Annotated in this window: 11 protein-coding genes and 1 other annotated feature; of the genes, 3 read left to right on the top strand and 8 right to left on the bottom strand. The window is 40.4% G+C overall.

The genetic code is table 11. The features are described 5' to 3' along the window. Positions 1 to 34: 34 nt before the first annotated feature. Positions 35 to 2,743, bottom strand: coding sequence for a type I DNA topoisomerase (gene topA, locus PTET_RS07165; RefSeq protein ID WP_016899533.1), 2,709 nt, complete (start codon positions 2,741 to 2,743; stop codon positions 35 to 37). Positions 2,744 to 2,996: 253 nt separating this feature from the next. After that, on the bottom strand, positions 2,997 to 5,708 hold the full coding sequence (locus PTET_RS07160) for an Ig-like domain-containing protein (protein ID WP_016899534.1): 2,712 nt from the start codon (positions 5,706 to 5,708) through the stop codon (positions 2,997 to 2,999). A gap of 185 nt (positions 5,709 to 5,893) precedes the next feature. Between PTET_RS07160 and PTET_RS07155 the strand changes: the two genes are divergently transcribed. Then, positions 5,894 to 7,237 carry a dicarboxylate/amino acid:cation symporter gene (locus PTET_RS07155; RefSeq protein WP_244186380.1) on the top strand — a complete coding sequence of 448 codons (1,344 nt, stop codon included), beginning with the start codon at positions 5,894 to 5,896 and terminating at the stop codon, positions 7,235 to 7,237. Beyond that, positions 7,200 to 8,419, top strand: a protein-coding gene (locus PTET_RS07150) for an IS3 family transposase (protein WP_236613520.1) whose coding sequence is annotated in 2 segments (ribosomal slippage) — positions 7,200 to 7,488 and positions 7,488 to 8,419 — 1,221 coding nt in all. Because the reading frame shifts where the segments join, the coding sequence is not laid out codon by codon here. The genes PTET_RS07155 and PTET_RS07150 overlap by 38 nt, the downstream gene beginning before the upstream one ends. Then, positions 7,478 to 7,594 (top strand) — a sequence feature (AL1L pseudoknot). (Overlaps the previous gene by 117 nt.) Before the next feature lie 201 nt (positions 8,420 to 8,620). On the opposite strand, the gene sohB is transcribed toward PTET_RS07150, so the two are convergent. Then, complete coding sequence (gene sohB, locus PTET_RS07145) at positions 8,621 to 9,637, bottom strand: protease SohB (RefSeq protein WP_016899535.1); 1,017 nt, start codon at positions 9,635 to 9,637, stop codon at positions 8,621 to 8,623. Positions 9,638 to 9,737: 100 nt separating this feature from the next. Continuing rightward, positions 9,738 to 12,173 carry a VolA/Pla-1 family phospholipase gene (locus tag PTET_RS07140; protein ID WP_096038406.1) on the bottom strand — a complete coding sequence of 812 codons (2,436 nt, stop codon included), beginning with the start codon at positions 12,171 to 12,173 and terminating at the stop codon, positions 9,738 to 9,740. Positions 12,174 to 12,380: 207 nt separating this feature from the next. Between PTET_RS07140 and PTET_RS07135 the strand changes: the two genes are divergently transcribed. Then, positions 12,381 to 13,127: a YciK family oxidoreductase gene (locus tag PTET_RS07135; RefSeq protein ID WP_016899536.1), complete on the top strand. Its 747-nt coding sequence runs from the start codon at positions 12,381 to 12,383 to the stop codon at positions 13,125 to 13,127. A gap of 61 nt (positions 13,128 to 13,188) precedes the next feature. On the opposite strand, the gene rluB is transcribed toward PTET_RS07135, so the two are convergent. The 4 genes from rluB to PTET_RS07115 all read right to left on the bottom strand — a co-directional run bounded on the left by rluB (position 13,189) and on the right by PTET_RS07115 (position 15,953). After that, positions 13,189 to 14,058 carry a 23S rRNA pseudouridine(2605) synthase RluB gene (rluB, locus tag PTET_RS07130; protein ID WP_008110001.1) on the bottom strand — a complete coding sequence of 290 codons (870 nt, stop codon included), beginning with the start codon at positions 14,056 to 14,058 and terminating at the stop codon, positions 13,189 to 13,191. Further along, positions 14,055 to 14,645: an SMC-Scp complex subunit ScpB gene (gene scpB, locus PTET_RS07125; RefSeq protein WP_013464798.1), complete on the bottom strand. Its 591-nt coding sequence runs from the start codon at positions 14,643 to 14,645 to the stop codon at positions 14,055 to 14,057. Before scpB ends, rluB begins: the two co-directional genes overlap by 4 nt. Positions 14,646 to 14,796: 151 nt before the next feature. After that, a complete protein-coding gene (locus PTET_RS07120) occupies positions 14,797 to 15,318 on the bottom strand; it encodes an EF-hand domain-containing protein (RefSeq protein WP_013464797.1) in 522 nt (173 codons plus the stop codon). A gap of 203 nt (positions 15,319 to 15,521) precedes the next feature. Continuing rightward, a complete protein-coding gene (locus PTET_RS07115; RefSeq protein WP_013464796.1) occupies positions 15,522 to 15,953 on the bottom strand; it encodes a hypothetical protein in 432 nt (143 codons plus the stop codon). Between the last annotated feature and the right edge of the window lie 134 nt (positions 15,954 to 16,087).

Genomic DNA, 16,087 nt, shown 5'->3' with positions numbered 1-16,087 from the left:
CGGTTTTTTATTACTTAAAGCGGTGAATAATTAATTATTCATCGTCTTTTTTTACTTTTGCTTTCGCTTTACTTTTAGCAGGCGCTTTTTTAGCGGCGGCTTTCTTTTTAGGCGCGGCTTTTTTCTTTGCCTCTTCTACCCATTTACCACCTTCGTAGTGTGCCGTCCAACCAGTTGCTTTGCCATCAACCTCAGTCATTACATACTGTGATTTATTCTTACGACTGTAACGCACAATAGCAAGATTACCATCAGGATCTTTAGCTGGTGCATCAGCTAAGTAGTAAAACTTAGGCGAAATACGATCTCTAAAACGCTGTAACTCTTCTACTTTGGGGGCGCGTGTTTCTCGTGATTTAGGAAACGTATTTGCTGCTAAGAAAATACCTGCAGCACCATCACGTAATACAAAATAGGCTTCAGACTTTTCACATTCTAATTCAGGAATATGAACGGGATCTTCTTTTGGTGGCGCGGCTTCGCCATTTTTTAATAACTTACGGGTATTTTTACACTCGTCATTGTTACAGCCAAAATACTTACCAAATCGACCTGATTTTAATTCCATATCAGCGCCACATTTATCACATTCAATAATAGGGCCGTCGTAACCTTTAATTTTAAACGTACCCTCTTCAACCACATGCCCATGACACGCTGGGTTATTACCACACACGTGTAGTTTACGGGTTTCATCGATAAGGTATGAATCCATCGCTGTTTCACAAATTGGACAGCGCTTCATTTGCATTAATGTTTCTGTTTCAACGTCTTCAACATCAGCTGCAACCGCTTCATCACCCGACACTAAGTTCATAGTGGTAGTACAGCGCTCTTTAGGTGGCAAGTTATAACCAGTACATCCTAAGAATACGCCCGTAGAAGCAGTACGAATACCCATTTTTCTGCCACACGTTGGACAGTCAATGTCGGTTTCTACCATTTGATTAAGACGCATACCGCCTTCATCGGGTTCACCTTTGGCAATATTCAATTGCGTTGAAAAATCAGCGTAAAACTTATCGAGAACTTGCGTCCAAACACGCTCACCTTCGGCGATATCATCTAAACGGCCTTCCATTTTAGCGGTAAAATCGAAGTTCATTAAATCGGTAAAGTTTTCAACAAGGCGATCGGTGACAATCTCCCCCATTTTTTCAGCGAAAAAGCGACGATTTTCTACTCGTACATAACCACGGTCTTGTATCGTTGATATAATAGAGGCATACGTAGATGGACGACCAATCCCACGTTTCTCGAGCTCTTTAACTAAGCTTGCTTCACTAAAACGAGCCGGTGGCTTAGTAAAGTGCTGCTTAGGATCAAGCTCAACTAACGTGAGCACCTCGCCTTGCTTAACAGCAGGCAGCGATTGATCTTCTTCATTCTTTTTACGTACTGCCGGTTGCACTTTAGTCCAACCATCAAAACGTAAAACACGTCCTTTTGCTTTCAATGTAAAATCGTTGGCAGCGACCGTTAAGGTGGTTAAATCGTACTCAGCTGGCACCATTTGACAGGCCACAAACTGACGCCAAATAAGCTCATAAAGCTTTTTCGCATCGGCATCCACACCTTCAACATGCCCAGAAAGCACTGATACGCTAGAAGGACGAATCGCTTCGTGCGCCTCTTGTGCATTACCTTTAGAGCTATAGTTAATCGGATCAGCAGGTAAATACTTGGCACCAAACTCATTGGTTACGTATTCGCGACACATTTCAACCGCATCTTTCGATAAGTTAGTTGAATCGGTACGCATATAAGTAATATAACCCCCCTCGTATAAACGCTGGGCAAGCATCATGGTCTTTTTAACGCCATAACCTAATCGGGTACTTGCTGCTTGTTGCATTGTTGAAGTAATAAATGGCGCACTTGGACGGCTCTTACTTGGTTTCTCTTCAACGCTGACAACTTTATATTCGGCATTCTCAAGGCTTTTAACTGCTGCACTAGCCTGAGCTTCATTTACTGGCTTAAATGGCTTGTCTGCTTGTTTAGTGACTTCTAAACGTAGGTCAGACTCGCTATTTTTAACATCGGCATGAATATCCCAAAATTCTTCAGGAATAAATGCTTTAATTTCACGTTCGCGTTCAACTAATAAACGCACTGCAACAGATTGAACTCGACCCGCTGATAAACCACGCGCTACTTTAGCCCACAATAGGGGCGATACCATAAAGCCAACAACACGGTCTAAGAAGCGACGGGTCTGCTGTGCATAAACCATGTCGGTGTTTAACTCACCTGGGGTTTCGAATGCTTGTTGTATTGCATTTTTAGTGATTTCGTTAAAAACAACACGCTTATATTTTTCTGGCTCGCCACCAATAATTTCTTGAAGGTGCCAAGCAATAGCTTCCCCTTCTCTATCCAAATCCGTTGCGAGATAGATTTGATCAGCATTTTGGGCAAGCTTTTGTAATTCTTGAACAACCTTTTCTTTACCCGGCAATATTTCGTAATGTGGCTCCCATCCTTTTTCAGGATCGATGCCCATTCGCGCGACTAAGTTAGTATAGTCACGTTGCTGTTTATACGCTGCTTTCTCATCAGGTGGCATTTTACGCACCTCAGCAGGCGTTTTGCTTGCTGGTGCTTTGTTTTTGCCAGAACCTGAAGTAGGTAAATCTCGTACGTGTCCAATACTGGACTTAACGATAAAATCATTACCTAAGTATTTATTAATTGTTTTAGCCTTAGCAGGTGACTCTACAATTACTAGCGATTTGCCCATAGTTGCCTATTTCTAACCTAGTTTTTTAAATGTGTTTAGCCGACTCATGCGGCGCGAATATTTATAGGTATATCTACAAACACTAGTTCTTACAAGCTTTTAATACAAACTTTTCAGTATTTACTGAATAAACAAACAATTTCTGTTGTAAATTTAATCAAACCAGTGCTTTTTGAATAATTGATGTGGAATATATAGAATAGAAACAAAAATGCCAACCTTATTGGTTGGCATTTTCTATGCTTTATTAATTTTAAACCTTAGGCTCGTCTAAAATCGACATCACGGTATATTGAGTTTTCACTCCACCAGGGGTCACAAATTCGATGTATAAAAAGCCAGAATCAACATCATTTGGCTCAGCCTCTTTTGTAATATTTACTGAAACAGAGATAGGCACTTGTTGAGCAGTATTCACAACGGTGTAATCTGTTAACCCTCTTAACACACCATTGTCGGCAGTGACAGTAACTGTAGTACCTGCAGGCAATGGATTATTATGAATATCACTGAAGAAGATAGTCACTGAAATCGCGCTGTAAGGTGTGGAATTGCTAATATCAATAAGGTTTATGTCACACATACCCGCCATATCGGAAGCTTCTAAGCGAATACCATCACTTAAACTACAGTCATCTAAAGCCGTTACAGCTCTAATGTAAGGTATACTTCCAGACATCACTAACTCTGAACGATCGCGTACATTTACTGTTTCACGCGTACATGCATTTGCAGCAAGCGCCTCGTCACTACATAACAAGCCATTGTAAATGCCATCGCCGGAATCAAACTGACCATTATTTAGTGCACCAGAGCGCTCCACATACCACTCATCCTCACCGCCATTAGAATTTACAGGGTTCGCAGGTGCGGGTAAATTTCCGTCAAAAATACCGTTTTCATTAAAATCTATAAATGCTTCAGGTAAATCTTGTAATGTAGAATCAAACTCGTTTTGATTAAATTCACCGTTAGCAGATACATCATTAAATGATTCTTCACCCACTGAGTATGCTAGCAAGCTTACACGACCACCTAATGGATAATCTATTGGCGCATTACTTGGCGCATCCGCAAGTGATATCGGGTTACCACTACTATCAAGATAGGTAAGTAGATTGCCGTTTGTGTCTAGTTGTGACTCTCTGATACCTAATGTACAAGGTGCTGCTTGACCAAAGTAACGGTCACACTTATCAGCCACAGAGTTTTTATAAATGCTGTAATGATAAGGAATTGGGTTTTGGCTACGCCACTGCGCTTTACACACACCATCTATGGTGCGACAAAGTAATAAAGGTGTAAATTGTTGATCATCTATTGTGCCTACTGCACCACCTTCGCTGGCTATATAAATTGCCGTGTTATCAGGAACAAAATTATTAAAGTGATCGGCTGCAAATACAGTTAAGTCTGTTGTCACCCCGGCTTCATTTAATGACTCGGTATTAAATGTTTGCACTGCAAGCGTAAAACTGTCTTGATCTGGCACACCAGTGGTAATGGTTATGTCATTTGACACAATAGAAATCACATTATTTTGTGATGTATCGCCACTCACAACTTGATGTGATGCAATAACAGATAAAACTCCTGCGGCTCTTCCTGAGCGGACATTTACAGTTACTAAACCTTCGTTATTGGTAAACTGAAATGCACTGTCTAGCAACGCGCCGCCGGGGTTTTGCGAAAGAGCAAAATCAATCTGCTTTTGACCAACAGGGTTACCATTAATATCTAAAAGTTTAAAGGTAAGCTCTGAGTTTTCAGTGAGAGTCTGACCGCCAGCTCCTTTAATAGCTAACACTTGATTGGTCACACCCATAAACGCGATTGAACCCGTTTGAGCGGCAGCTACATTAATATTAATTGTTTTAGTGGCAACGTTGCCACCGGTAACCACGGTTGCTGTAATCGTATCTATACCATTACAACCATCCGCTTTATAAGTTGCGCTTGCCGTGCCGCCAATGCTAGTTACCACACTATCGATAGTGGCTCTAGGAGTAGATTCTTCTGCACATGCCGAGTTAAATTGTACTTCAAGTGGAGTGGTGAATAAGTTATTGCTGCCATCTACAATCTGAGCGGTAATAATAGTAGTAGAACCTGCAGACAACACATCACCAGTTGCAATACCCGCGCTTAAATTGACATTTACTTGAACAGCGTTAATTTCAAATAAAGCACTCGCAACGCCGCCCTGAGCGGTTAACTCAACTTGGCCAACACCTGAGCTGCTGCCAGGCAATAAATTCAAAATAGCAACACCAAACGCATCCGTTTTAGCCGTTAAGCTTTCAGGTAATAAAATACCTAGCGTTGTTGTCGCTTGAACAAGTACATTACTTGCTGGCGTATTACTGCCAGGTTTGGTGATTTTTGCGTATACAATAGCTTGTTGCCCGAGTAAATTACTATTTTGAGAACATTCAGATGGATCAAGCTCTATAGAATCTCTGTCTATATTTAACCAGCTATCAGGGCAGTTTTGTAAAATTTTAATGTCAATATTTGCGGTTGAGTCATTCGATTGAGGCTCATCACCTGCCGTGTAAAAGCCAAGTTTACTTGTGGCATCTTCGTAACTTGCAACAATGGTTCCTGCTCCTTCAACACTACCCGCGCTAAGCTCGATAGTTGCAACACCGCTGGAATTTGTTAAAGCGCTACCTGTAGCCGGTATAAAAGAACCCAGTGTTGTGGTAAAGCTTACCTCTTGACGCACAACAGGTTGACCATCACTTCCGGTTACCGTTGCAACCACCTCTAGCGGGTTATCAGCAGTAACAATTCTATCTTCAAAATCAAGTTCAACTTGAATTGCTTGTTCGACAACGTCTCCACCGGTGCCTCCAGTATCACCACCAACGGTTCCACTTTCTTTTTCCAGTGAGCCACCACCGCCACAGGCTATGAGTAATGTGCTGAGCCATATAATGCTGAGCAAACGAGTTAAAGGCATAGGTTTCTCCGTTGCGCTATTACTAAGTTAAACTTATTTACTTAATGTTAACCTATAACTTAGTCTAAAATCTCAGTTTTTTACTCCTTTTTTTGATAAAAATTTTTAAAAAGTTGACGTTTTTTCTGTAAAAAAAATTACATGCTGTTAGTCTATGCCAAATTTATAAAAAATAGATTGGAAATATGTCTAAAATCCGTTCAATGAGTTTAACTACTCGCATCATGATTGGTATGGTGCTTGGTGTTGCAGTAGGCTTTATATTTCAGGCTATATTAGCTGGTGAAGACGATTACCTAATTCCTCTTGGGTTATTCTCTTTGCCAATTAAAGCCTTTTTTGTTGATGGCCTTTTCCATGTAGGTGGGCAAATATTTATAGCCAGTTTGAAAATGCTGGTTGTGCCTTTAGTATTTGTATCGCTGGTATGTGGTACCTGCAGTTTAAGCGATCCGAAGAAACTAGGCCGTTTAGGCGGTAAATCAATTGGTTTATACTTAGTTACAACGGCAATAGCGATTACAGTCGCGATTACCTTAGCGTTACTATTTAACCCAGGTGAAGGCATTGGGTTACCCTCTCAAGCAAGTTATGATGCCAAAGAAGCGCCTACTTTAGCTCGCGTAATTATTGATATGTTCCCTACCAACCCTTTTGAAGCAATGGCAAAGGGCAACATGTTACAAGTAATTGTGTTTGCTCTATTATTCGGTATTGCAATGGCACTTAGCGGAAAAGCAGGTAAACGTGTCGCTACTGTATTTGAAGACTTAAACACCGTTATCTTAAAACTGGTTACTTTGCTAATGAACATTGCCCCTTACGGCGTATTTTTCTTAATGGCTAAATTGTTCACTACCATTGAACTAAACTTAATTGTGAGTTTAGCTAAGTACTTTGGCGTGGTTGTATTAGCCTTATTACTACACGCATTTGTAAACTACACCCTACTGCTAAAAATACTCACGGGTCTAAACCCGCTCACTTTCTTGGCTAAAATGAAGCACACTTGTTTATTTGCTTTTAGTACCTCAAGTTCAAGCGCGACTATGCCTATTACACTTGAAACGGCAACTAAAAAGCTTGGCGCTAATAATTCGGTCGCTTCGTTTACTATTCCGCTTGGTGCAACCATTAACATGGATGGCACCGCAATTATGCAAGGTGTGGCTACGGTATTTATCGCTCAGGTATTTAGTGTTGACTTAACTATTTCTGATTACTTAATGGTGATACTAACTGCAACGCTTGCCTCTGTTGGTACGGCGGGTGTACCTGGTGTTGGTTTAATTATGCTAGCCATGGTACTTAACCAAGTTGGCTTACCTGTTGAGGGCATCGCCATTATTATTGGTGTAGACAGATTGCTTGATATGACCCGTACAGCAGTAAACGTAACGGGTGACTGTATGGTTACGTGTGTCGTCGCTAAAAGCGAAGGTGAATCGCCCCGTGTTTGCCAGAGACTCAATAACTTGAGAAACTGGAACTATGAAAAAATCAAATCGCTATACATCAGAATTTCGTGAACGTGCAATTAGGCTTGTTACCACACAACAGCATGAATACCCTTCTCTTTGGGCTGCGCTAGTATCGATTTCAGATAAACTGGGATGTACCCCAGAAACACTTAGAGCATGGGTCAAGAAATCTCAAGCTCAACCGTCTAAACCCTCTTCTAATACGCAATCAACTGAAGAACGCCTTGCCGTCTTAGAGCGCGAGAATAAAGAGCTCAAGCGAACGAATGATATCCTGAGGCAAGCTGCCGCTTTTTTCGCCCAAGCGGAGCTCGACCGCAAACAGAAGTAATAGTGGATTTTATTGATGCTTGCAGAGAGCATTACGGTGTCGAGTCAATTTGCAAGGAATTGCCGATTGCACCATCAACGTATTATTCTCATAAACAGATACAAAGAGAGCCTGAGCGACTGTCTAACCGCAAAAAGCGTGATGCTGAGCTGATAATACTCATTCGCGAAGTGTGGGAGGATAATATGTCAGTTTATGGTGCAAGAAAAATATGGAAGCAGCTACAGCTTGACGACCATCAAGTCGCCCGCTGTACAGTCGAACGATTGATGCGAGTTATGGGAATTCAAGGTGTTCGTCGGGGTAAAGCACATAAGACAACGATACCTGACGAGCAACAAGATAAGCCACTTGATTTAGTTAATCGTCAATTTACTGCTGAGCAGCCAAATCAACTTTGGGTAGCTGACATCACCTATGTTGCCACATGGAGTGGGTTTGTTTATGTCGCTTTCGTGATAGATGTTTTTTCACGATACATTGTAGGTTGGCGTGTATCAACGACAATGCACACAGAGCTTATTCTTGATGCGTTAGAGCAAGCTATTTGGCATCGTGGCAACCCCGAAGGGTTAATTCACCACAGCGACAGAGGCAGCCAATATTTGTCTATACGATACACTGAGCGACTTGCTGAAGCTGGAATTCAAGCGTCTATAGGCAGTGTGGGTGACTCTTATGACAATGCATTGGCTGAAACAATAAATGGATTATTTAAAACAGAGATTATTCGCAGAAATGGCCCGTGGAAGAATGTTGATGCTGTTGAATACGCAACGTTAGAGTGGGTCAATTGGTTTAATAATCAACGCTTATTATCTTCAATTGGGTATATTTCACCAGCTCAATATGAAACAGACTACTATGATAATTTAAACGAGTCAGGTAAAGTGGCCTGACTTAAACAAACTGGTCTCCGATGAACTCGGGGCGATTCAAGGTGAACTAGATGAAAGTATCTTTAACGACCCAAATGCAGCAAAAGATTTAGAGGACTACCACAAATCTATTGATTAGTATTTCTGACAATAGTCATAAAAAAAGCCTTGCTACTTCGTTAAGTAACAAGGCTTTTTTGTTGGGTTTAAGTGATTAAATTATTAAGGGTTTAACGCCTTAAACTTTGACATTAAACTTACACCCGCTTTATTCACACCATGGCTCAAACCCATTGCCAGCTTGTCACTTAATCCTTTTTTAATCTTGTATTGCACTTTATAAATTTGATATTGCTGTTGTTGCTCTAACAACGCATCATCGCTGGTTTTAATAGTATCGACTAACCCTTTTTCAATTGCTTGGGTTGCAAACCAATGTTCACCCGTTGCCACTAAATCCATATTTAAACTTGGGCGCTGAGTGCTCACAAAAGTTTTAAACAATACATGAGTTTGCTCTATCTCTTCGCGGAACTTTTCACGAGCTTTATCGGTATTTTCACCAAATAAAGTTAACGTGCGTTTAAATTCACCCGCCGTAATTTGCTCAAACTCGACATCATTTTTCTTTAAAATTTTATTAAAATTTGGAATTTGTGCAATAACACCAATAGAGCCAACAATTGCAAACGGTGCTGCAATAATATGATCAGCCACACAAGCCATCATGTAACCACCACTGGCGGCGACTTTATCTATTGATACAGTCAACTCAATACCGGCTGACTTTAAACGTTGTAATTGTGATGCGGCTAAACCATAGCCATGTACCACACCACCACCACTTTCAAGGCGAACTAACACTTTATCTTTTTTTGCATCCGCTATCGAAATTATCGCGGTCACTTCTTCGCGCAAGCTTTCTACTTCATGTGCGTCCATACTGCCATTAAAGTCAATAACATAGAGTCGTGATTTAGGCGCTTCTTTGTCCGCTTTTTTTTGCTCTGCTTTTTGTTGTTTTTGATAGGCTTTTAACTCTTTTTTACCTAGCGTATTATTTAAAAAGCTTTCTTTTATATTGGTCAGCTGCTCTGATAGGTCATCAATTTCAATCTCACCTTTTTTCGCTTTTGGCTTAACAGCCGAGCTTACAATTAAGGTTAAAATCACAGCAATAGCAATAACAAAGGTAATGGTTTTTGCAAAAAATAAGCCGTACTCGTATAAAAATTCCAACTGTGTTCTCCGTTTATAAATTTCAGCCAATTTAGCATGCTTTAAAATAAAAAAAAGCCACTATACAGTGGCTTTTTAGACTTAATTGAGTGGTTGATTATTAATTAGTCACAATATCAGTATCTGATACAGATAATAAACGTCCACGCGATGCTAGATAAGTTGCAATTTGCAATTGCATTTCTGCATTAGCTGCTGCGCTGCCCGCTGCTGTAGACGACTGTCTTTCATCTTGCGCCGGTGTCAATACCGAGCCATGATGACCTGTGTTAAATTTAACTAAATAGCTAGCGCCCATCTCTGTTGGTGCTTGAGTTGTACTCACTGTTTCTAACCCCATAAAGTTAGCTAGAGGCAGTGTACCTGCAATTGGATTGTTAGCAGTCATCGGCGGAATAACTTGGTCTGGCTTGTTACTATCAGTGCCATCACCAACAACAACATTCATATACACAGGTGTTTCTAGTGCTTTAACCGTTGCTGCGTAGTTAGTCGGATCGCCGCTATCTAATGCAGTTTGTGCTGCAAATACAAACTGCGTCATCACACCCTTGATGTTAGCCAGTTTATCAGCTTCTCCCGCCATAGTTAGCGATGCTGCAAATTCATTAAAGCCACAGCTTAAGAAGTCCTGCATGTCTGGTAACAAGGCACCACAGTTTGATAACGCACCAGCATTTAAGAATGCATTAAACTCGTCAGCTTCAGCAGTTCCAGCTTGAGAAAGTACAGAGCCTTGAATAAATGGACCAAACGCGGCTGACTCTAATAAGAAGCTAGCAATACCGCCACCGCCACTTGCCAATGCAACAGCATTAACTTTAAAGAATGGGTCTACTTGATCAGCCAATGGGCTATTCGCTTGTGCAATAAATGCAGGCGCTACAATTGAGCCCAGTGAATGGCCAATATAAGATACATCTCTAGAATTGAGTGAACTATCACCACTGAAGTTTAAGCCTAAACGTAAACCAAGTAAGTCGGCACTTGACTGGCGTAAGCTGTCTCTGGCGACCAATAACGAGCTTAGGTTCATGTAACTAAGTACAGAGCCTGATGTTGCGTTAAAGTCATCTGTGCCATCAACATCAACATCTATTCCACGCTCGCCATGACGAGGATGGTCAATTGCAACCGTTGCAAAGCCTTGAAGTGAAAGCTGTGCTGTTAGTGTCAACATGCTTTCTTTTTGTGTGGTAATACCGTGTTGCATAATAACTACTGGCCAGCCATTTTCTGGCATAGCAGCAAAAGGCTCTAAACCTAAGCCTGCACGGTATGCATTCACAACCGGTAAAATAGGCTTAGTAATTTGTACTGGCACAGTCGCCATACTTTGCATTTTAGGAATAACATTATACTTGGTTAAATGACGCGTGCTATCTAAACCTAAATCACGAAGCTGTCCATCACTTAACGCTGCACATGTTGCATCGTTAACGCTAATAGGATCAGTTGGGAACGCTTCACCCGCTTGCGCTTTATAACCCATGATAGCCACTGCGTTATCACACATACCTTGCCAGTAAGTATCATTTAAATCACTGATTTCTTTACCCTTCGGCGTACCTAAATACATAGGTAACTGAATACTGCCCTTTTGGTACTGTGCTACTTGGAATACGTCAGGCACCGTTACACCTTGTATTGCAAACGCTTGTTGTACATTAGCCATAGGCTGTGTTGGAATTTGCAACGCAGGCGTTGGAATTGTTGGCTCTGTTAAGCTTGCTGCTAAAATCTTTTTGATTGTGCCAAGCACAGGACCTGCTGATTGCATTGTCATGGCAGCTGAGTAAATAATATCGTCTTTGGTGATATTTCCTGAGCTTACCACTACGTTTTCGTAGCTGTTAACAGCCCCTTGCAGCGCAAGTTGTGATGGCGTTACTAACGGCGCTTCTTGTTTAACAGTCGCATATGTTGATGATGGCTCAATTGAACGACCTTCTGAATCTTTAAGCCCCGTCGTTAATACGTTAATGTATGAGCTACCGGCCTTAAATGGCTTAAGTGGAATAATAGCAACCGCGTCTCCAGAGCCTTGTGTAACAAAGTCGACACCAAAGGTTAATTCGCCCACTAATTTACATGCAGCACCGGCTGGTGCTTGTGAGCATTCGGCATCTGTTAGGCTTGCACCCATGATCACTTCAAAAATACGTACTGAGCCTGGTGAAGCTGCAGACGTTTCATCTAGACTAATGCCCGGTGGAAACGTTAAATCTATTTTAAAAGGAACTTGCGTAGACCAGCCATCAAGTGCCCCTAGTGCAAGTTGCGGATCTGCATACGCAGCGCGAGGGATAGAAACATTTTCGTCATTTAGCTCACCAGGAATGTTTAATGTGCCATCGCGCGTACCGCTCATCAATAAATCATTAGGAACCGAAATTACACCATTTGCAGGGTCAAATTTTACCGTAGCTTTTGGAATAACTGTAACTGAATCGTTTTTAACATCTTCTAACGTTTCTCCGCCGCCACAGCCTGCTAATGCAGCTGCAACTGAGAGCGAGAGTAGCATTTTTTTCATAGTGTTCTCCGCACAAATCTTATTTTTATAGTGTGTTTATAGTCAGTGTAATTAAGTTAAAATAATGTAGCTAGTATATTAATGAGACATTAGACCAGTTAAACTTAACGTAAACTTTCTAGTTTCGCCACCTAAATTTGTAATAAATTCGATTACTTGTCGATTTGCTATGTTAAAATCAAAAAAAATTTAAACATTGGTACTTTTATGCATACCTATCAAGCAACTGAAAACGCACTTAAAGACAAAGTAATTTTGATAACAGGCGCAGGTGATGGTATCGGCCGTATTGCAGCAATTACTTATGCTAAACATGGTGCAACCGTTATTTTATTAGGAAAAACAACTAATAAACTAGAATGTGTGTATGACGAAATCGTCAATGCAGGCTACCCACAGCCAGCGATTGTGCCTATGGACTTAAAAGGTGCAACTAAACAGAACTATCGTGATTTAGCCGCAACAATCGAAAGTCAATTTGGCCGCCTTGATGGACTATTAAATAACGCTGGTATTTTAGGTACTTTAGGGCCGTTGGAGCACTTTTGTTCATCAACATTCGAAAATGTAATGAAAGTAAACGTAACAGCACAAGCGATGATCACCAAAGCGTTGTTCCCTGTAATGCGTAAGTCAAAAAGTGCTTCAGTGGTATTTACCTCATCGGGTGTAGGTCGTAAAGGAAGAGAATTTTGGGGACCTTACGCTATTTCTAAGTTTGCGGTAGAGGGTATGATGCAAACATGGGCGTGTGAAGTTGAAAAAACGCCAATCCGTGTTAACTGCATCAATCCAGGCGCAACACGTACATCAATGCGTGCAAGTGCATTCCCAGGTGAAGATCGTGATTTACTAGCAACACCTGAAGATTTAATGCCAACTTACCTGTATTTAATGAGTGATGACTCAAAAGATATCAATGGCCAATCGTTAGACGCACAAGCTAAAAAGTAATATTTAGTTTTAAACGTAAAAAAGCCGCTATAAAAAGCGGCTTTGTTGTTTTATGCTTTAATTACTTACGTTTAGTCGGTTTTACACGTTGATTGTGCTTTTTAACCGCCTTGCGAATTTGGTTTATTTTAGCGCGCTTGTCTTTACGCTTTTCAGGAATAACCGACAGCTTAGTTTGTGTTTCTTTGCCAAGCTTTACTGTTTTACGTAAATAGTTAACCGTATCTAAATCATACTCAATCCAGCCACCTTGCGGTACACGCTTATCAAGCTCTAATTTACCGTAACGAATACGAATAAGACGTGATACTTCCACATCTTGTGATTGCCATAAACGACGCACTTCACGGTTACGACCTTCATTAAGCGTTACATTATACCAACGATTAATACCTTCACCGCCCATAGGCTTGATACCAGTGAACTTTGCGGGGCCATCTTCAAGTTCTACGCCACGCAGTAAGTTTTTCATTGTTTCGTCAGTGACTTCACCAAATACACGTGCTGAATATTCGCGTTCAACTTCATAGCTTGGGTGCATTAAGCGGTTTGCCAATTCACCGTCATTGGTAAACAGCATTAGGCCTGAGGTATTCACGTCTAATCGGCCTACTGCTATCCAGCGATCGCCATCAATACGAGGTAAGCGGTCAAAAACGGTTCTACGGCCTTCAGGGTCTTTACGCGTACTTAACTCACCCTCTGGTTTGTTATACATAATTACACGACAAATTCTGTCTGCTTTTTCTTCTATTTTAACGGTATGGCCGTCAACACGAATTAAATCGGTTTCTTCAACCCTGTCGCCTAACTTAGCTACTTTACCATTTACACTCACACGATTTGCATCAATGTATTTTTCCATTTCACGGCGTGAGCCTACACCTGCACGGGCTAGGACTTTTTGTAACTTTTCACCTTGTATACTCATTCGGATGGTTCTCTCACAGAAGGATCACTTAATAACTGGGTAATTTTACTTTGCTGTTGCTCTGGCAATGCGGGTAAATCATGAAGTCCCGTTATCGAAAAATAATCTAAAAATTGTTTAGTCGTTGCATAAAGTGCCGGTTTACCGGGTACTTCTTTATGCCCAACTACTTTAATCCACTCTCTTTCAAGCAGAGTTTTAATAATATTTGAGCCAGTTGCTACACCCCGCACTTGCTCAATTTCACCACGGGTAATGGGTTGCTTGTATGCAATTAACGACAGGGTTTCGAGTAAAGCTCTAGAGTATTTAGGGGCACGTTCTTGCCATAAATTACTCAACCATGGGCTTAAACTACTGCACGCTTGAAAACGATAGCCACTGCCTACCTCAACTAAACGTATTCCACGCGTCTGATAGTGAACTTGAATGGCCTCTACAGCATCATTAATGCGCGCCATAGAAATTGCTAAGTCGTTTAAAACCGTGTCCTTAAGATGACGTTTTGATACGGGCTTGCCTGCCACAAAAATCGCCGCTTCAATGATTTCAATTAATTGTTCATCACTAATTCGCCGACCAACCATAATCACTCTAAAGTTAATAAAAACACACAGCCATCTATTATGACAGAACAACGGCAAACTAGGAAAACATATTAATAAAATAACATTTTATAGGTATAAAAAAGCCAGTGAAAAACACTGGCTTGGTATCAAGTGTATTTAATAATGTAATTTAGCTATTTTTAAATTGCTCAAGTGCATCGTCCTCTGCAACAGAATCACCATGTTTTTGGATATAGCTATTAAACTCTTTTTTACTTACTCGTTTATCTTTATTGCTGTCCATGTAACCAAAATGATTTGAAATATCATCATCGTCAGCTTCAGAAACTGAAATAAAGCCGTTGCTATCATTATCTAAGCTTTTAAAGTCATTTTCTATTTTATCAAACTTCGCAATATCAGCCTTAAATGCAGACTCACTCACTTCACTATCTGTAGCAACTTTCCCAGCATTTAGCTGCATATAAGCATCATATTCATTACGGCTTATTTGATTATCCATATTTGTATCTATATTTGAAAAGTGCTGCCAAATACTATCATCGTCGGCTTCTGTTTTAGAAATAAAGCCATCGCTGTCGTTATCTAAGCTTGCAAAATCACTGTCGATTTTTTCTAAACCTTGATTTGAAGAACAAGCGGCTAAACTCAATGCGGCTAAAACAGTAGAAGCTATCGTTAATTTTTTCATCAGACGTATCCTTGTATTAATAAATTTCAAATCTAGTAATACAAATACGATGCCAAAAAAAATAAACCATTAAAATCAAACAATTAACCAAGAACAACTTCTATTACGATATTTAATAATGCAATTTTTGCAAGCTACTCTGGTAATTTTTGCAAAAAAAAAAGCTCGGTAAGAACCGAGCTATTTATATCTAATACGGTAATTTAGATTGCAGCGTTTTGGTAACGCTTAACAAAATCAGTAACGCTTTGGCCATTACACTTTAATGAATTTAAGTTACCAATTTGCTTACGTACTGGTTGTAGGCCTTGCTTTAATGCAGTCATACATAACTGTGTTTCTTGGTGTGAATCTTTTGCAAATACTTCTACTTTAGACACAACTGATTGCGTTGCTGCTTCTTTTTTTGCAATGTCACGGATGTCTTGACCGTTACATAGGATACTTTTTGAATAACGCGATAAATATACACCGTGCTTTGCTGCCATTTTACGAGCAGCCGAAAACCCCTCATTGGCGCTTACAACACATAAATTAGACTCTAATTTGTTGTCTTGGCTGTAATACGTATTGCTTTGCGCAGTAGCAGTTACAGAAACAAAAAGAGAGGCGGCTAAAAGTAATTGAGTTTTCATCAGGTGGTCCTATTTGAACGAGTTAAATAAACGATTTTTGCGCATTATATAGACAACTTTTAACATATCAATTGAATATTTTATTTATTTTATTATTTAATATTGCATTTACAATGTTTAAACATTAAGCAAAA

The sequence above is a fragment of the Pseudoalteromonas tetraodonis genome (assembly GCF_002310835.1).
Classification (GTDB): domain Bacteria; phylum Pseudomonadota; class Gammaproteobacteria; order Enterobacterales; family Alteromonadaceae; genus Pseudoalteromonas; species Pseudoalteromonas tetraodonis.
The sequence above is the reverse complement of the archived record's forward strand: the minus strand, read 5'-3'. Positions and strand labels throughout refer to the sequence as shown.